The sequence below is a fragment of the Streptomyces sp. JH34 genome, from assembly GCF_029428875.1.
Lineage (GTDB): Bacteria > Actinomycetota > Actinomycetes > Streptomycetales > Streptomycetaceae > Streptomyces.
Map to the genome: position 1 here is coordinate 1,402,316 of NZ_JAJSOO010000001.1, position 16,211 is coordinate 1,418,526.

Sequence of the window (16,211 nt, forward strand, 5' to 3'; positions counted from 1 at the left end):
TGTGCCTCCTGGCGGGCTGCGTGACATCCCAGGAGGAGACGGCATGACGACGAACCGCGGACGCAAGGACGTGATCCGGGACCGGATGGCCGCGACCGGCGAGTCGTACAACGTCGCCGCGCGGAACCTGAAGGCGATGAAGGACACGGCCGCCACCCGCGAGGCCCGGCTGATCCAGCGGTGGCTGCCCTCGGAGTCGCTGGACGTGCCCTGTCCGTGCGGCGGTACGTGCGAGCCGGGCGAGACGTGCGACCACTGTCACGCCAGGCACCGGCACGTGAAGCGCTACCCGGGCAGCGTCACGGACGTGGAGGTCTGGGCCGACCGCTACGAGTGCACGGGCTGCTCGTCCTCGTACACACTGACCGTCCGCCTGGCCGGGCGCCCGTGGGGCGTCGCCGAGACCGTGGTGCGGGGCGGTTCGGCCGAGGAGGTCGTGCGGGCCCGGGTGTTCCCCGGGGTGGCACACCCGTTGCTGCGCGCCGAGGTGACCTCGGAGTCCGGGTCCGACGACGACTGAGTACTCCGCCCGGACCACGAGTTCGCCGATGGCCCTCAGCCTCCCGCTGAGGGCCATCGCCCTTTTCACGCCGCCCCGGCACGGGCCGTGTTTCCGGCGGCCCCCGGACCTCGATGCCGAAGTGGCCCGGGTCACAGAACACGCCTGACCGATCGGTCAGGGCTGACCGATCGGTCAGCTACGGTGGACCCATGCCACGTCCGCCCTCCGCGATGCGCCGTCAGATCCTCGATTCCGCGCTGCGCCTCTTCGCCGAGCACGGCTTCAAGGGGACCTCGCTGCACGACATCGCAGTCGAGGCCCACTGCTCCAAGGCGTCCCTGCTCTACCACTTCGCGGGCAAGGACGCGATCCTCGCCGAACTGCTGACACCGCCGGCCGAGAGCCTCGCCGCCCTGAGCGGGGAACTGGCCGGCCTGGACGGCGACCAGGCCGTCGAACCGGCCGTCAACGGATTCATCGGCCTCGCGATGCGCTTCCACCTGGAAGTCAAGATCATCTTCGCCGAGCTGCCGGACATGCTCGACAACCCGGTGCTGGCCGTCATCCCCGAGGCCGTAGGCCAGCTCGCCGACGCCCTGGCGGGCCGTTCCGAGGAGCCGTGGGCGCGCGTGGGGGCGCAGATGGTGATCGGCGGCGTGGCTGTCACGGTCGCCTCCGACGTGGATGTCGAACCCGGCACGATGCGTACCGAATTGGTCCAGGGAGCGCTGCGAACCCTCGGGCGTCGGACCAGCTGACAGAAGTCGTCCAGATCGAAGAGAAAGACGCCTCTTTCGCATGGCAATCCTGCTGTACCGGCTCGGCCGGCTGTCCTTCCGGCGCCGAGGGCGTGTCCTCGCCCTCTGGCTCCTGCTGCTCGCACTGCTGGGAGGGGGCGCAGCCGCCTTCAGCGGGCCCACCACCAGCAAGTTCTCGATCCCAGGCACCGAGTCGCAGAAGGCCCTGGACTCACTCGCCCGGGAGTTCCCGCAGGCGGGCGGCGCGACGGGGAGCATAGTCGTCGCGGCACCCGAGGGCGCGAAACTCACGCCCCAGGCCGTGGCTCCCGTGACCGAGGAGGCCTCGAAGGTCCCGGGCGTCCTCGCGGCCGTCGACCCGTTCGTGTCCAAGGCCGTCTCGCGGGACGGCCGTCACGCCCTCGTCCAGGTGCAGTTCGACTCGGGCGTCGACGGCATCACCGACAGCCAGCGGGAGGCGTTCTCGAAGGCCGGCGAGTCCGTCCCGGATCTGCGCGTCGAACACGGCGGCGAGATCATGCGGGGCGTTCCCGAGGTCGGCTCGACCGAGGCCATCGGTGTCGCGGTCGCCGCCCTCGTGCTCGTCCTGACCTTCGGCTCCCTCGTGGCGGCCGGCATGACCCTGCTGAACGCCCTGGTCGGCGTGGCGGCCGGCATGGCCGGACTCTTCGCCCTCAGCAGCACCGTCGAACTGACCAGCACCGCGCCCATCCTGGCGCTCATGCTGGGCCTGGCCGTCGGCATCGACTACGCCCTGTTCATCACCTCCCGCTACCGCCATTACCTCTCCGAGGGCATGGACGCGGAGGAAGCGGCGGGCCGGGCGGCCGGAACCGCCGGTTCGGCGGTCGTGTTCGCGGGTGCCACCGTCGTCATCGCACTGGCCGGGCTCACCGTGGCCGGTGTGCCGTTCCTGACGGTGATGGGCCTGGCCGCCGCGGCCACCGTCGCGCTCGCCGTCCTGGTGTCGCTCACCCTGCTGCCGGCCGTCCTCGGCTTCGCCGGCGTCCGTGTCCTGCCCCGGAAGCACCGGACGGACCGGGCGCAGGACCGGGCTTCCTCCCCCGTCGGTTCCGAGTCCGCCTTCGGCTTCCGCTGGGGCCGGATCGTGGCGCGGCTGCGCGTCCCCGTCCTCGTCCTCGGGGTGGCCGGCCTCGGCGTCCTGGCCCTGCCGGTGCAGGACATGCGTCTCGCGCTGCCCGACGCGAGCACGGAGGCAGTCGGTTCGCCCAACCGCGAGGCGTACGACCTGACCACCGAGGGGTTCGGCGAGGGCTTCAACGGACGGCTGGTCGCCGTCGTGTCCGGCGACACCGCGGAGGCGACCGGGGCGGCGGCCGAGGAGACCGCCGCGATCGTCATGGGCACCGACGGGGTGCTGGCCGTGGCCGCCCCGCAGCTGAACGAGAAGGGCACCACCGCTCTGCTCGCCGTGATCCCCGAAACCGGTCCCACCGACGCCACGACCGAGGACACCGTCCACGAGATCCGTGACCGGGTGAAGGGCGTCGAGGGCGCGGCGATCTCGCTGACCGGTGCCACCGCGGTCGGCATCGACGTCTCCGAGAAGCTGGCCGGCGCGCTGCCGGTCTACCTCCTGCTGGTGGTCGGACTGTCGGTCCTGCTGCTGATGCTGGTCTTCCGGTCGGTCCTCGTACCCCTCAAGGCGGCTCTGGGCTTCCTGCTGACCATCGGCGCGACGTTCGGCATCACCGTCGCGATCTTCCAGGAGGGCCACCTCGCGTCGCTGGTCGGTCTCGACACGCCGGGTCCGCTGGTGAGCTTCCTGCCCATCCTCCTGATCGGCATCCTCTTCGGGCTGGCCATGGACTACGAGGTCTTCCTCGTCTCGCGCATGCGGGAGGACTTCGTCCACGGCGCCGACGCCCGGGAATCCGTCATCAGCGGGGTCGGCCACAACGCGCGGGTGGTCACGGCCGCCGCGGTGATCATGACCGCGGTCTTCGGCGGCTTCGTCCTCATGCCCGATCCGATCATCAAGTCCATCGGATTCGCCCTGGCGATCGGCGTGCTCGTCGACGCCTTCGTCGTCCGCATGGCGATCGTCCCGGCGGTCATGCACCTTCTGGGGCGCGCGGCCTGGTGGCTGCCGCGCCCGGTCGACCGCATCCTGCCCGACCTCGACATCGAGGGCGAGCGGCTGCAGCGGGAGATCCCGGTGCAGCGGGAGCCGGTGGAGCTCGTGAAGGTCTGATCACACCGTCTCCGGCACGGCGAAGCCCCCGGTTCCCCGCGTCCTCGCGCGGGGCGGCCGGGGGCTTCGCCGTGGTCAGGCGCTCACCGCCGCGGACGGGCGCACGCCCGTCCGCGGGCGGCCCGCGTCAGCTCCCGTCCGGCGCCAGGGTCAGCGAGATGGAGTTGATGCAGTACCGCTGGTCCGTGGGCGTGGCGTAACCCTCGCCCTCGAAGACGTGCCCCAGGTGCGAGCCGCAGCGGGCGCAGCGCACCTCGGTGCGGGCCATGCCGAGGCTGTCGTCCCGGAGCAGTTCGACCGCGTCGGTGTCCTTCGGGTCGTAGAAGGACGGCCAGCCGCAGTGCGACTCGAACTTCGTGTCGGAGCGGAACAGCTCCGCACCGCAGGCCCGGCAGGAGTAGACGCCCGCCGTCTTGGTGTCGGTGTACTCACCCACGAAGGCGGGTTCGGTGCCGGCCTTGCGCAGCACCGCGTACTCGGCGGGCGTCAGCTCGGCCCGCCATTGCTCGTCCGGCTTCTCGACGTCGTACGACACGGTGGCTCCCTCAGCTCGACAGTTGGTCCAGGATCTGCGGGCCGAGGTCGGTGACGTCGCCCGCTCCCATGGTGAGAACCAGATCACCGGGCTTCGCCATTCCCGCGACGGCCTCGGGGACGGCGGCCTTGTCGTGGACGGCCGTGACGTCGGCGCCCGCGGCCTCGGCGGCGTCGATGATCAGTGCGCTCGTGACGCCGGGGACCGGGTCCTCCCTGGCCGGGTAGATGTCCAGGACCAGCGAGGCGTCGGCGAGGGCGAGGGCCTGGCCCATCTCCGTGCCGAGCTCCTGGGTACGGGAGAAGAGGTGGGGCTGGAAGACGACCAGCAGGCGGGCGTCGCTCGCCGCGCCCCGCATGGCCTCCAGATCCGCGGTCATCTCCGTGGGGTGGTGCGCGTACGAGTCGATGACCTGGACGCCGGCCGCTTCGCCCTTGAGCTGGAGGCGGCGCTTGACCCCGGTGTACTTGCCGATGGCGGAGGCCAGGTTGTGCGCGGGGATGCCGAGGGCGACACCGGCGGCGAGCGCGGCGACCGCGTTGTGGGCGTAGTGGCGGCCGGGCACGGAGACCGTGAAGGTGAGGAACTTCCCGTTGAGGACGACCGTCACCTCGCTGGTCAGTCCGCGCGGGGTGACCTTGTGCACGCGGACGTCCGCGCCCTCGGACTCGCCGTAGGTGACGACGGTGAGGGAGGAACGTTCGCGGACCCGCCGGGTCAGCTCGACGGCGCCGGGCTGGTCGGCGGCGACGACGAGGGTGCCACCCGGGACGACCTTGCCGACGAACGTCTCGAAGGACTCGTAGATCTCCTCCATCGACGCGTAGTTCGCGTGGTGGTCCAGCTCGACGTTGAGGACGATCGCGACCTCGGGCGCGTACTTCTGGAAGCTGCGGTCGCTCTCGTCGGCCTCGGCGACGAAGATGTCACCGGCGCCGTGCGTGGCGTTGGTCCCCGGGCCCTCCAGGTCGCCGCCGATGGCGTACGACGGGTCGAGGGCCAGCTCGGACAGCGCGACGGCGAGCATCGACGTGGTGGTGGTCTTGCCGTGCGTCCCGGCGACCGCGATGGAGCGCAGGCCGTCCATCAGCGAGGCGAGCGCGTCGGAGCGGTGCACGACGGGGATGTCCAGCTCGGCGGCGCGGACCAGCTCGGGGTTGTCGGCGCGGATGGCGCTGGAGACGACCACCGAGGTCGCGTCGTCGGCCAGGTGCCCGGAGGCGTGCCCGATGTGGACGGTCGCCCCCAGCGCGCGCAGCGCCTCGGCGGTGGCGGACTCCTTGGCGTCGCTGCCCGCCACCTTCGCGCCGCGCTGGGCGAGGATCTTCGCGATGCCCGACATTCCGGCGCCGCCGATGCCGATGAAGTGCGGCCGTTCCAGAGCGGCAGGAATACCGGGTGCCATACGTGTCTCTCCCGAGGTGTGACGTGGGTCGGTCCGCCCCAGCCTATTCGCTGTGCGCGAAGAGCTTGAGCACCGGTACGCCGACCTTGTGACGGGCCCGGGACGCCCAGTCACGATGGAAGAACTCCTCGACGTAGTGCGGCGCCGTCAGCACGATAACCTCGTCGGCCCCCGAGTCCTCGACCACGGTCTTCAGCTTGTCCAGGGGATGGTCCTCGACGACCTGTCCGACAGCCTCCGAACCCGCCTCGCGCAGTTCCCGCAGGGAGTACTCCAGCGCCATCTCGGCCGGCTCCCTGGCTTCCTTCCCCTCCGGCCGGTCCCCCTCGCGGACGGCTTCCCGGAGCTCGCCGATCGCCACGTCGTCGATCGCCCGCAGCAGTACGTCGGCCTGGTCGCTGCGGGGCTGCATCAGCACGACGAACGAGATCTGCTCCTCGCCGTGGAGGGTGGTGACGAATTCCACGTCCTCGGGTGTCAGGGGCTTCTCGATCATCAAAACGCTTGTGAACACGACAGGCGCCTTCCGCTTCATCTCGTCGGCCGCGAGGCCGGCCGCTGCTGCTGGAACCATCCTTCCCCGCAATTGCACGGGGCCGGCAGGACTAAGTGTGCCCATCCGGAGCTAACCGGAACGGGTAATTCCACTCAATGTCGGATCTTCCCGTACCGGGTGAAGAGGAACCCCTCCTCCTCCAGGAGGGAGACGAGAGAGAAACGTTCCGGCACGGGGACGGCGGGCCCGCCCGCGATGCGCTGCGCGCCTCCCGCGACGAGCAACGGCGAAAGGGTCAGGCAGAGCTCGTCCAGCACCCCCGCCGCCACGAACTGGCCGAGCAGGCGCGGACCGCCCTCGGTGAGCAGCCGGCCGAGGCCCCGCAGGCCGAGTTCCGCGACGGCACGGGCCGGGTCGACGGCGGACCCGTCCCCGGCGAACACCACCTCGGTCCCCGCCTCCCGGGCCGCCCGGACCCGGTCGGAGGGTGCCGCCGATCCGGTGACCACGAGGGTCGGCACCAACGGCGCGGCGAAGAGCGGGAGCGAGAAGTCCAGGTCCAGGCTCGCGCTGACGACCGCGACGGCCGGGGCGGGTCCCTGTCCCGCCGCCTCACGCCGGGCGGCGAAGGCGTCGCGGGCCTTCGCGGGCCGGTAGCCCTCCAGGCGGACCGTCTCGGCGCCGACGACGACCGCGTCGGCCAGCCCGCGCAGCGTGCCGAAGACGCGCATGTCGGACGCGCAGGAGATGCCCTGGGATCGGCCGTCGTGCTGGGCGGCACCGTCGAGGGTGGAGACCATGTTCGCCCGCAGCCAGGGACGCCTCCCGCCGGGATAGGCGTAGGCGTCGGCCAGCTCGTCGAGCGTCCACTCGCGGTCGGCGGCGGCAGCGGCTGGGGTGGTCGGGTCCGTCACGGGGAGCAGGCGTCGCATGATCCGCAGTCTGGCACGGCGCGGGGGGCCGTCCGGGAGAGGCCTTAAGGTGGAGAGTTGTGTCGTCCTCCACAGCCGTGCCGGGGCAGAGCCCCATAGCCGAAACGGCCCCGCAGTCCCTGTGTGCCCTCGAACCGCGTGTCCCGGTCGACCGGCTGGTCGCGGAGATGGTCCCGCCGCCGCGCTTCGACTCGGTGCGCTTCGATACGTACGTGCCCGACCCGAACCAGCCGAGCCAGACCGAGGCGGTCACGGTGCTCAGCTCCTTCGCGGCCGGGCTCGGCGGGGCGCACGCCGTGGGATCGGCCAGGCGCAAGTGGTTCGGCAAGAAGGCCTCCGCGCCCGCCGGGCCTCGCGGTGTGTATCTCGACGGCGGTTACGGCGTCGGCAAGACGCACCTGCTGGCCTCGCTCTGGCACGCCACCCCGGCCGCACCCTCGCTCAAGGCCTTCGGCACCTTCGTCGAGCTGACCAACCTGGTCGGCGCGCTGGGCTTCCAGCAGACCGTGCAGACCCTGAGCGGGCACCGGCTGCTCTGCATCGACGAATTCGAACTGGACGACCCGGGTGACACCGTCCTGGTGTCCTCCCTGCTCAGCAGGCTGGTCGAGGCGGGCGTCGCGCTGGCCGCCACCTCGAACACGCTGCCCGGCAAGCTCGGCGAGGGCCGCTTCGCGGCGGTCGACTTCCTCCGCGAGATCCAGGGGCTCTCCTCGCACTTCCGTCCGTTGCGGATCGACGGCGAGGACTACCGCCACCGCGGACTGCCCGAGGCGCCGCCGCCGTACTCCGACGACCAGGTCACCAGGGCCGCGTACGCGACCGCCGGCGCGTCGCTCGACGACTTCCCGTCCCTGCTCGACCACCTCGCCAAGGTCCATCCCAGCCGGTACGGCGCGCTGACGGACGAGATCACGGCGGTCTGCCTCACCGGTGTGCGGCCGGTGCCCGACCAGTCGACGGCCCTGCGCCTGGTGGTGCTCGCCGACCGGCTGTACGACCGCGAGGTCCCGGTGCTCGCCTCCGGCCTCCCCTTCGACCGGCTGTTCAGTGACGAGATGCTGAACGGCGGGTACCGCAAGAAGTACTTCCGGGCCATCTCGCGGCTGACCGCACTGGCGCGTGACGCAAAGGGACTGGTGGGGCAGTAGGTTCGGGGGCGAAGGGCGTACGGGTGCCTGCGGGTGCCGCGTACGTCCGGATGACCGCGCACACCGTTCGAAGGGATCCAGCATGGCTACCACGCGTCAGGCGCACACGGTCTGGGAAGGCAACCTGCTCGAGGGCAAGGGTGTTGTCACCCTCGACTCCTCCGGGATCGGGGAGTACCCCGTCTCCTGGCCGTCGCGCGCCGAGAAGGCGAACGGAAAGACCAGCCCGGAGGAGCTCATCGCCGCCGCGCACTCCAGCTGCTTCTCGATGGCGCTGTCCAACGGCCTGGCCACGGCGGGCACCCCGCCGACCCGGCTGAACACCCAGGCCGAGGTCACCTTCCAGCCCGGCACCGGCATCACCGGCATCCACCTCACGGTGGAGGGCGAGGTTCCGGGTCTGGACGAGGCGGGCTTCGTGAAGGCCGCCGAGGACGCCAAGGCGAACTGCCCGGTCAGTCAGGCGCTCACGGGCACCACGATCACGCTCACCGCGTCGCTGGCCTGATCCCACCCGTCCCCGGTGCGTCATCCGCCCCGGGGACACACGGGAACACAAGGGGCTCTGTGGCCCGCATGGTTCCCGCGCGCCACCATGCGTGGTACACACATGCGGGTCACTTCACCTGTCCGCCAACAGGGAGTTGCCCCATGTCATCCGCACCTCGACGACTCGCAACACGACGACAGGTCCTGGCCGGCAGCGCCGCGACCGCCGCCTCGGTCGCTTTCACCGGGGCCTTCGCCGAACTCTTCTCCGGTACCGCCGAGGCCCGTGGCCACAGCGGCTACGGCCCTCTCGTGCCGGACCCCGACGGCCTGCTCGATCTGCCGAAAGGTTTCCGCTACCGGGTGCTCTCCCGGGAGGGCGATCCGCTCCGCTCGGGCGAGGGCCTGGTCCCCAGCAACCATGACGGCATGGCCGCCTTCGCCGGTTCCGGCGGCCGGGTCCACCTCGTGCGCAACCACGAGAACCGCGTCACGGGAAAGATCGCCGTCCCCACGGTCGAGGGCCTGACCTACGACCCCATGGGCAAGGGCGGCTGTACGGCCCTCGAACTCGATGGCCGCGGCAACGTACGCGGTGAACGTGTCGCCATCGCGGGCACGGCCGTCAACTGCGCGGGCGGCCCCACTCCCTGGAACACCTGGCTGACCTGCGAGGAGACCGAGGACAAGGCCGGCACCAACGGCTACACCAAGGACCACGGCTTCGTCTTCGAGGTGGACGGCGCCGATCCGCGCCGCACCGGGGCCGTCCCCCTGACGGCGATGGGCCGCTTCCAGCACGAGGCCGTCGCGATCGACCCGCGGAACGGCATCGTCTACGAGACCGAGGACGCGTTCGAGAAGCCGTTCGGGCTCTTCTACCGCTTCCTCCCCGAGAAGCCGCTCGGCGGGAGGGGGTCCCTGCGGGCCGGCGGCGCGCTCGAGGCGATGCGGGTGCCGGGGGTCCCCGACCTCTCCGTGATCCAGGAGACGGGTGCGACGTTCGAGCGGATCGAATGGGTCCCCGTACCTGACCCGCAGGCGGCGCGGACGCCGATCCGGCACCAGGACTTCGGGGCGAAGGGCATCACGCACGCCCAGAAGTTGGAGGGCTGCTACTGGGGCGGCTCCTCGGTGTACTTCGTCTCCAGCTTCGCGCACAGCTCGGACGGGTCGGCCGCCGACCACTTCGGCCAGGTGTGGCGGTACGAGCCGAAGCGGCGCCGGCTCACGCTGGTGATCGTCTTCGGTCCCGACACCGACATCCAGCTGCCGGGCGAGTCCCCCGACAACATCTGCCTCGCGGCCGGAGGCGGGCTGATGGTCTGCGAGGACGGCGGCGGCGCCCAGCACGTGCTCGGGGTGACCCGTCGCGGCGAGGTGTACGCGATGGCACGGGGGCGGCAGAACATCGGGACGGACGCGGAGCCGGAGTGGGGCGAGTTCGCGGGCGTCACGTTCTCACCGGACGGCGAAACGATGTTCGTCAACTGCTACACACCGGGGACGACGTTCGCGGTGACCGGCCCCTGGCGCTGACCAGGCAGACGGGTGGTCCGGCCGTCCGGCGACGGGCGGCCGGAGCGCCGTGGATATTGTCTGACCATCGGTCAGCTACCGTCCTTCGGTGATCAACTCCGTTCGTACGATGATCGTGCTGACTGTCCTGGGTGGGGTGCTGACCGGCTGCGCGAGTCCGGAGGCGACCCGCGCCGGGACGGTCGTGCGTCCGACGGCCTCCGAGAAGCCCGCGACGACGACGCCGTCCCGGGCTCCGGAGACCGGTCCGCCGGTGCTGGCCCCGGGCCCCGGCGGTCTCACGCCGGTATTCGAGCGACGGGCCGCGGGCTCGGCCGTCCGGAACGGGGCAGGCGCGGCGGACAAGGTGGTCGCTCTCACCTTCGATGCGGACATGACGGCGGACCAGGGGCCGCGCGCCGCCGAGGGCGAGCGCTTCGACAACCCCGGGCTGATCGCGTCCCTGCGCCGGCTGAAGGTCCCGTCGACGGTCTTCATGACCGGCCGGTGGGCGCAGGAGTATCCGGACCAGGCACGCTCGATCGGCACCGATCCCCTGTTCGAGATCGCCAACCACTCGTTCAGCCACTACGCCTTCTCCTCCCCCTGCTACGGGCTGCCGACGGTCGCGGAGGAAGACATGCGGGGCGAGGTGGAGCGGGCGTTCACCGCGATCCGGCGGACGGGCGCACGCCACGTCGTGCCCTACTTCCGCTTCCCCGGCGGCTGCTACGACGACGCTTCGCTGAAGGCCCTGGCTCCGACGGGGGTGACCGCGGTCCAGTGGGACGTGGTCAGCGGTGACGCCTTCGCCACCGACGCGGACGCGGTGGCCGGACAGGTGCTGGAAAAGGTGAAGCCGGGGTCACTGGTCGTCATGCACTGCACCCGCAGCGCGGCGCCCGTCACCGACGACGCCCTGCGCCGGATCGTCCCGGAACTGCGCGAGCGCGGATACCGCTTCGTCAAGGTCTCCGAGCTGATGCGCGGCTGAACCCGCCCCCGTCTCCGCGCGTCAGCCGGAGCATGCGGTACGTCCCGCCTCCTGCCAGGCACAGACCGGACAGAGCGTGCTGCCCTTCGTCGACTCCGGGTACTCGGTCGGCTTCCGGCACAGCACGCACTCGGCGTACGGCGGACCCGCGTCCTCGGGGACGGGGGCCGGCTCGGGCGTCTCGCAGTACGCGTCGTCCATGTCCGAGAGCCTACTCACCCGCGCAGGGCGGAGAGCCGCGACGTGACGGCGGCCACCACGACCGTGACGGCGACGGCTCCGGCCAGTGGCAGGAGAGGCACCCGCACCGTGCCGGTCAGCGAACCGGAGACCAGGCCCGTCACCGCGGCCTTCGCGGGTGAGCCGTCGGTCACGAGGACGAGCAGTGCGCCGAGGACGGTGGCGGCGAGCGACCAGCCGTGGCGGTTCACGACCGGCCGCGCGCAGAGCGCCCCGACCGCCGCTCCCAGCAGGGCGCAGCACGCCACGGCGAGCAGTCCGGCGAGGGCGGCGGGCAGGAGCGGTACGGCGACCGTGTGACCGGTGCTGACCGGTTCACTGATCAGCAGCACGGTCCCGGCACCCGCGCAGCCCAGGGCGAGTGCGCACCCCAGGCCCGCGAGCAGGGAGGCGCAGTGGGCGCTCGACGGCCCGACGGCGCAGGCGGCGACGTCCCGGGCGGCGGGCGGCTCCTGGGTGACGCAGAGCCGCACGAGCCAGGCCGACAGGGGAAGGACCGCCGCCGCCGCGTAACCGAGCGAGTCGAGCAGGGGCTGACCGGCCTGGATGCCGACCCCGAGAACGGCCGCGTACAGGAGGAGGGGCGCGAGCCAGCGCTGGGAGCGGGCCAGCAGCGCGATCCGGTACCGCGTCAGGGCCGCAGCGGCGCGGAGCGGCGGGCCGGACGGCCGGGGCGGGCGCGGTGCGGTGTCCCTCGCCCGGGTGGTGGCTGCCGCCGGGCCGGCGACGGGCGGGGCGGCGGCGGGCGGGACGGCAGGCGGGGCGGCGGCGGGCAGTTGTGCGAGGCCCGTGATGTGCCAGGGCGGCCGGGCCGTGACGAGTGCGGTGAGCAGGAGGTCGGAGTGTGCCGCGGTGGTCGTGAGGCGGACGGCGGCCGGATTCGCGGTGTCCCTCTCCACCGTCGGCGCGCCCGGCAGTCCGGGCGGGAGGGCGGCGGGCCCCGGGCCCGTCGCCTCGATCCGCACGCGCGGGCCGTGACCGGCGGTCAGGGCCGTCGCCGCGTGCAGGGTGCCGCCCTCCAGCCGGTGGGCGACAACCGCCGCTCCGGCGAGCCGTCGCGGGTCGTGGTCGACGAACACCACGGTGGCACCGTGCGCGACCCGCTCGGCGACCGCCAGATCCAGCTCCTCGCGGGCGGCGGTGTCCAGTCCGGTCCATGCCTCGTCCAGGACGAGGAGGTCGGGCTCGGCGAGGAGCGCCTGGGTGACGGCGACCTTCTGGCTGGTTCCCTTGGAGAGCTCCGCGAGGGGGGTGCGGGCGTGTTCCGCGGCCCCGAACCGCGCCAGCCACTCCTGTCCCCGGGCGGCGGCCTCGCCGGTCGGCAGCCCGTGGACACGGCCCATGTGCACGAGGTAGCCGGCAGCGGTGAACGGCAGCGCCGCGGGGAAACGCTCGGGGACGTACGCCGTGCGCGGCCGTCCCGTGACGCTCCCCTCGGTCGGCCCGTCGATACCGGCGAGAAGCCGCAGCAAGGTCGACTTGCCCGCGCCGTTGCCGCCCTCGATCCGGACCAGGGTCCGCGCGGGCAGTTCCAGGTCGAGGCCGCGCAGCACCCAGGTACCGCGCAGGCCGTACCGTCGGCCGACACCTCGCAGGATCAATGGGCCGACGCCTTCTCCTGCTTGAGTTCGCTGGGACGTACGATCACGAAACCCTCGCCCTGGAGCATCAGCTGGACCGCCTCGCCGGATCCGCCGCGCACCATCGAGCCGAAGCTCTGCGAGCGGTGCAGCGAGGTCGAGAGCTGCGCGCTCCAGCCGACGACCGCGTCCGTGTCGACGTACACCGGCTGATGCGCGGTGACGGGGATCACGATGGGGATGCCTTCGCAGATCAGGCCGAGTTTGCCGTAGCCGCTGAAGACGCTGTTGAAGAGGCCGCCGCCGGTCATCCCGGCGCCCTTCACCGTCTTGATCTCGTAGGAGAGACTGGCGTCGAAACAGAGGACGTTGCGGCCGTTGACGGTCAGGACGTCGCCCTGCTCCATGTCCACGATGAAGCAGTTGGCGGCCTCGTGGGCGAACCACGCCTCACCGTGGCCCGTGACCGCCATCAGGGCCAGGCCCTCGCCGGTCACCGCGCGCTTGAGCATGCCGCCTATGCCCTGGCCCTTGCGTTCGAACCGGAGATCGCCCCGGAAGGCGATCATCGATCCCTGACGCGCATGCATCTCACCGTTGACGGCGTACTTGATGGATTTGGTGTTCTGCAGGGTCATGCCGGGGGCGGTGGCCGGCTGCGCCGTGTGCTCGCTGGAAAACAGGTCGCTCTTCATGCCGTGCATCCTCACCCGGAGCCTTCAGTTCCGCCAAGGACGGGTTGTCACAGGGGCCTGGCAGACTGGAGTGCGTGAGCAACGACAGCGTCCCCGAGCCCCTTCCCGCAGCGTCGGAGGCCTCCGCCGACAGTCCGTTCCGTGTGGAGCCGACGGCCCGCGACGAGGCCCCGCAGTTCGTCCTGCCGCTGGTGGTGCACCTCGAGAAGACCGACCCCCCCGGCGCGTAACGACGCGCTGGTGACCGCTGCCCGCGCGGTGCTCACGATCCTTGCCGACCCCCGCTCGCTCGGTGAGGAGGAGGGCGGCGCCGAGGGCGAGTGGGCCCGGGTCATGCGCGACTGGCAGGACGCCCGGATCCGCAAGGTGGTGCGGCGGGCGCGCGGCGCGGAGTGGCGCAAGGCGACCACGCTCCCCGGGATCACGGTCACGGGCGGGCACGCCGAGGTGCGGGTGTTCCCTCCGGTGCCGCTGGACGGCTGGCCCAAGGAACTGGCCAAGCTCCAGGTGTCGGGGACCGAGCTGGAGGACCCCGGGGCCCCGCCGGCGCCCGACCTCTCGGGCCCGGTGCTCTGGATGAATCCTGACGTCGGCATGTCGGCGGGCAAGGCGATGGCACAGGCCGGGCACGGCGCGCAGCTCGCCTGGTGGGAGCTGTCGGACACCGAGCGCAAGGCGTGGCGCGAGGCCGGGTTCCCGCTCTCCGTCGCCACCCCGGAACCCGCCCACTGGCGCGAACTGACCGTGAGCGGACTGCCGGTGGTGCGGGACGCCGGGTTCACCGAGATCGCTCCGGGCTCCTGCACGGTCGTCTCCGACCACCCCGCCCTGCGCCGCTGACCGGCGGTCCGGACCGGCCCCTCCGGCCCGGCCCCGCCGATTCCCCGTGTGCCCGTTGAACATTCCTCCCGCAGGTCCCGGTGCCGGTGACTCCGAGCGGCGACCAGTCGTTCACCTCCCGCCCGGTGGCACCGACGACGGCTCCACTGCCCCAGCAGTAGGGGCCCGCGGCGCCGAGGGCTCAGTCGCGGGCCTGGCGCCGGACGTACAGGCGGTTGCCCTTCGGGCCGGTCCATTCCACGCGTACGACGCCGGGAACGGCGGCGTCGGCGAGTCGCGACGGGCTGGACCAGTAACCGAAGTTCGGGTTCCGGAAGAACGTCGCCCACAGGTCGCCGTGGGAGTCCTCGAAGAAGTTGTTGTGCCCGGCACCGACACCGACGGTCCAGCGCCCGGAGTACGGGCCCTCGAAGCTGTCCGAGACGGCGGCGACGGCGTCGTACTGGTACTGCACGCGGCCTGTGCCGCCCACGTCGTAGGCGTGTCTGGGGGTGCCGTAGGCGTCGACCGACGTGCGGTCCCAGGCCGCGTGGAGGAGGAAGTACTTCCCTCCGTGCTTGAACACGTAGGCGCCTTCGAGATACGGCTCCGGCGCGTACGGCGTCTGCCGGAAGGCGGGGAGGTTCGTCGTCGGGACGATGTCCTCCATGTCTTCGCGGAACTTCGCGTACAGGTTGTTGTGCAGCACCAGCCACGCGTCGTCGCCCTCGGAGTAGAGGCTGCCGTCGATGTGGTGGTAGGCGCCGGGCGCGATGAAGCCCGGCCCTCCGATGAACGAGTCACCGAACGGCTTCTCGGCATTGCCCTCGACGAGCCTGTACGGGCCCTCGACCCCGCCCTCGCTCACGAGCATGAACGAGCCGACCTTCTTGGAGTGGTCGCCCATGCAGGCGACCATGTACCACTTCCCCCGGAAGAGGTGCAGTTCCGGGGCCCAGGCCTGGCCGCGCTTGCCGAACTGCTCGTCGTACCAGTACTCCTGCCACGGCGCGACGACGGTGCGCCCGGGCCGGTTCTCATCGGTGAACTCGGGCGACCACACCTTGCCCTTCTCGGCTCCGGGGCGGATCCGTGTCGTGTCGGCCAGCTTCCAGGGCCCCGCGAGCGAGCGGGCGGTCCAGACGAAGATGCCGTCGTTCCAGGGGCCGGCCGCTTCGAGGCCGGGCACCCGGGTGGTACCCGTGGCGACGTAGAGCGGACGGCCGTCGACGACGAAGCAGTTGACGTAGGTGTCCCGCATCCACACCACTCCGCGCTCCTTGTCACGGGGGCGGAGCTCCAGCGGGAGGACGAAGGAGTTGTCCTCGCGGGGCCACAGGTCGGCCCGGGTGTCCGCGAGGCCGTAGGGCTCGGGGTCGGGCCAGTTCGCCGGGTACCTCCGCTTCGACGCAGCAGGGGTGTGGGCGGTCGGAGCCGGTGCGGCCGCGGCCTGCGCGCCCGGCGCGGCGGCCACGGGCAGCGCCGCCGCGGCCCCGACACCGGCCGCTCGGGCCAGCAGGGAACGCCGGGCGGGATGCGGCCTGTTCTCGGTGTTGGTCATCTGTCACGTACTCCTTCGTCGGCCCAGGTGTCCGGGGCTCCGGGGTGCCGTCGCCCTCCGGGAGGCCTCCGGCGGGCATGCCGGATCGCCGGACCGGGCCGGCCGGTTCAGTTCGGGTCAGTTCAGGTCAGGTCAGCCGCGGCCGTCACGAGCGGTACCGGCCGGCGCTCGAGCCGCGCAGCTGTCGGGCTGAGCCGTCACGGACAGCCCTTCCGGGGCACCGGTGCGGCTACGGCCGGACACGGCACCGGCGCCCGTCGGCACGGGCCCGCGCTCGTCGCGCCCCGCCGGAGACGAGCCGCGGGGCCGTCCTTGGATGGC

Annotated in this window: 15 protein-coding genes and 1 pseudogene; 8 read left to right on the plus strand and 8 right to left on the minus strand. The window is 71.9% G+C overall.

Annotation, left to right across the window (positions count from 1 at the left end; translation table 11 throughout):
* The first annotated feature begins 43 nt into the window (after nucleotides 1–43).
* The 3 genes from LWJ43_RS06270 (at nucleotide 44) to LWJ43_RS06280 (ending at nucleotide 3,475) form a co-directional block, all read left to right on the plus strand.
* Entirely contained in the window at nucleotides 44–520 is a 477-nt protein-coding gene (locus LWJ43_RS06270; RefSeq protein WP_277331291.1) for a hypothetical protein, read from the plus strand.
* 191 nt (nucleotides 521–711) lie between these two features.
* Entirely contained in the window at nucleotides 712–1,260 is a 549-nt protein-coding gene (locus tag LWJ43_RS06275) for a TetR/AcrR family transcriptional regulator (protein WP_277331292.1), read from the plus strand.
* Nucleotides 1,261–1,300: 40 nt separating this feature from the next.
* Entirely contained in the window at nucleotides 1,301–3,475 is a 2,175-nt protein-coding gene (locus LWJ43_RS06280) for an MMPL family transporter (RefSeq protein WP_277331293.1), read from the plus strand.
* 127 nt (nucleotides 3,476–3,602) lie between these two features.
* On the opposite strand, the gene msrB is transcribed toward LWJ43_RS06280, so the two are convergent.
* The 4 genes from msrB to LWJ43_RS06300 form a co-directional block, all read right to left on the minus strand.
* Nucleotides 3,603–4,010: a peptide-methionine (R)-S-oxide reductase MsrB gene (msrB, locus tag LWJ43_RS06285; RefSeq protein ID WP_277331294.1), complete on the minus strand. Its 408-nt coding sequence runs from the start codon at nucleotides 4,008–4,010 to the stop codon at nucleotides 3,603–3,605.
* A gap of 10 nt (nucleotides 4,011–4,020) precedes the next feature.
* The gene (gene murC / locus LWJ43_RS06290) at nucleotides 4,021–5,415 is read right to left on the minus strand and encodes a UDP-N-acetylmuramate--L-alanine ligase (protein WP_277331295.1); all 1,395 of its coding nucleotides are present in this window, start codon (nucleotides 5,413–5,415) and stop codon (nucleotides 4,021–4,023) included.
* Between the two features lie 43 nt (nucleotides 5,416–5,458).
* Complete coding sequence (locus LWJ43_RS06295) at nucleotides 5,459–5,911, minus strand: indole-3-glycerol phosphate synthase (RefSeq protein ID WP_277331296.1); 453 nt, start codon at nucleotides 5,909–5,911, stop codon at nucleotides 5,459–5,461.
* A gap of 152 nt (nucleotides 5,912–6,063) precedes the next feature.
* On the minus strand, nucleotides 6,064–6,843 hold the full coding sequence (locus LWJ43_RS06300; RefSeq protein ID WP_277331297.1) for a pyrimidine reductase family protein: 780 nt from the start codon (nucleotides 6,841–6,843) through the stop codon (nucleotides 6,064–6,066).
* A 59-nt stretch (nucleotides 6,844–6,902) separates the two neighbouring features.
* On the opposite strand from LWJ43_RS06300, the gene zapE reads away from it, so the two are divergent.
* The 4 genes from zapE (at nucleotide 6,903) to LWJ43_RS06320 (ending at nucleotide 10,995) form a co-directional block, all read left to right on the plus strand.
* Complete coding sequence (gene zapE / locus LWJ43_RS06305) at nucleotides 6,903–7,994, plus strand: cell division protein ZapE (RefSeq protein WP_277331298.1); 1,092 nt, start codon at nucleotides 6,903–6,905, stop codon at nucleotides 7,992–7,994.
* Nucleotides 7,995–8,076: 82 nt separating this feature from the next.
* On the plus strand, nucleotides 8,077–8,502 hold the full coding sequence (locus LWJ43_RS06310) for an OsmC family protein (protein WP_015579261.1): 426 nt from the start codon (nucleotides 8,077–8,079) through the stop codon (nucleotides 8,500–8,502).
* A 143-nt stretch (nucleotides 8,503–8,645) separates the two neighbouring features.
* Nucleotides 8,646–10,022: an alkaline phosphatase PhoX gene (locus LWJ43_RS06315; RefSeq protein WP_277331299.1), complete on the plus strand. Its 1,377-nt coding sequence runs from the start codon at nucleotides 8,646–8,648 to the stop codon at nucleotides 10,020–10,022.
* 109 nt (nucleotides 10,023–10,131) lie between these two features.
* Nucleotides 10,132–10,995, plus strand: a complete 864-nt coding sequence (locus LWJ43_RS06320; protein ID WP_277335825.1) for a polysaccharide deacetylase family protein — start codon at nucleotides 10,132–10,134, stop codon at nucleotides 10,993–10,995.
* 21 nt (nucleotides 10,996–11,016) lie between these two features.
* Here LWJ43_RS06320 and LWJ43_RS06325 read toward each other — a convergent pair whose 3' ends face one another.
* Genes LWJ43_RS06325 through LWJ43_RS06340 form a run of 3 tightly spaced genes read right to left on the minus strand, consistent with a single transcriptional unit; the run spans nucleotide 11,017 to nucleotide 13,510 of the window.
* Nucleotides 11,017–11,196 carry a hypothetical protein gene (locus tag LWJ43_RS06325; RefSeq protein ID WP_277331300.1) on the minus strand — a complete coding sequence of 60 codons (180 nt, stop codon included), beginning with the start codon at nucleotides 11,194–11,196 and terminating at the stop codon, nucleotides 11,017–11,019.
* Between the two features lie 14 nt (nucleotides 11,197–11,210).
* Entirely contained in the window at nucleotides 11,211–12,836 is a 1,626-nt protein-coding gene (locus LWJ43_RS32860) for an ATP-binding cassette domain-containing protein (RefSeq protein ID WP_346771975.1), read from the minus strand.
* Nucleotides 12,833–13,510: an AIM24 family protein gene (locus LWJ43_RS06340; protein WP_277331301.1), complete on the minus strand. Its 678-nt coding sequence runs from the start codon at nucleotides 13,508–13,510 to the stop codon at nucleotides 12,833–12,835. Before LWJ43_RS06340 ends, LWJ43_RS32860 begins: the two co-directional genes overlap by 4 nt.
* 74 nt (nucleotides 13,511–13,584) lie before the next feature.
* On the opposite strand from LWJ43_RS06340, the pseudogene LWJ43_RS06345 reads away from it, so the two are divergent.
* Nucleotides 13,585–14,350, plus strand: a pseudogene (locus LWJ43_RS06345) (peptidyl-tRNA hydrolase).
* Nucleotides 14,351–14,531: 181 nt separating this feature from the next.
* On the opposite strand, the gene LWJ43_RS06350 reads toward LWJ43_RS06345, so the two are convergent.
* The gene (locus tag LWJ43_RS06350) at nucleotides 14,532–15,890 is read right to left on the minus strand and encodes a family 43 glycosylhydrolase (RefSeq protein ID WP_277331302.1); all 1,359 of its coding nucleotides are present in this window, start codon (nucleotides 15,888–15,890) and stop codon (nucleotides 14,532–14,534) included.
* Between the last annotated feature and the right edge of the window lie 321 nt (nucleotides 15,891–16,211).

Excerpts from the sequence above, each read along its gene's own strand:
- LWJ43_RS06270 (WP_277331291.1), top strand. The coding sequence starts at position 44 with ATGACGACGAACCGCGGACGCAAGGACGTGATCCGGGACCGGATGGCC.
- LWJ43_RS06275 (WP_277331292.1), top strand. The coding sequence starts at position 712 with ATGCCACGTCCGCCCTCCGCGATGCGCCGTCAGATCCTCGATTCCGCG.
- LWJ43_RS06310 (WP_015579261.1), top strand. The coding sequence starts at position 8,077 with ATGGCTACCACGCGTCAGGCGCACACGGTCTGGGAAGGCAACCTGCTC.
- LWJ43_RS06340 (WP_277331301.1), bottom strand. The coding sequence starts at position 13,510 with ATGAAGAGCGACCTGTTTTCCAGCGAGCACACGGCGCAGCCGGCCACC.
- murC (WP_277331295.1), bottom strand. The coding sequence starts at position 5,415 with ATGGCACCCGGTATTCCTGCCGCTCTGGAACGGCCGCACTTCATCGGC.
- LWJ43_RS06325 (WP_277331300.1), bottom strand. The coding sequence starts at position 11,196 with ATGGACGACGCGTACTGCGAGACGCCCGAGCCGGCCCCCGTCCCCGAG.
- LWJ43_RS06315 (WP_277331299.1), top strand. The coding sequence starts at position 8,646 with ATGTCATCCGCACCTCGACGACTCGCAACACGACGACAGGTCCTGGCC.
- LWJ43_RS06350 (WP_277331302.1), bottom strand. The coding sequence starts at position 15,890 with ATGACCAACACCGAGAACAGGCCGCATCCCGCCCGGCGTTCCCTGCTG.
- LWJ43_RS06300 (WP_277331297.1), bottom strand. The coding sequence starts at position 6,843 with ATGCGACGCCTGCTCCCCGTGACGGACCCGACCACCCCAGCCGCTGCC.
- LWJ43_RS06320 (WP_277335825.1), top strand. The coding sequence starts at position 10,132 with ATGATCGTGCTGACTGTCCTGGGTGGGGTGCTGACCGGCTGCGCGAGT.
- LWJ43_RS06295 (WP_277331296.1), bottom strand. The coding sequence starts at position 5,911 with ATGATCGAGAAGCCCCTGACACCCGAGGACGTGGAATTCGTCACCACC.
- LWJ43_RS06280 (WP_277331293.1), top strand. The coding sequence starts at position 1,301 with ATGGCAATCCTGCTGTACCGGCTCGGCCGGCTGTCCTTCCGGCGCCGA.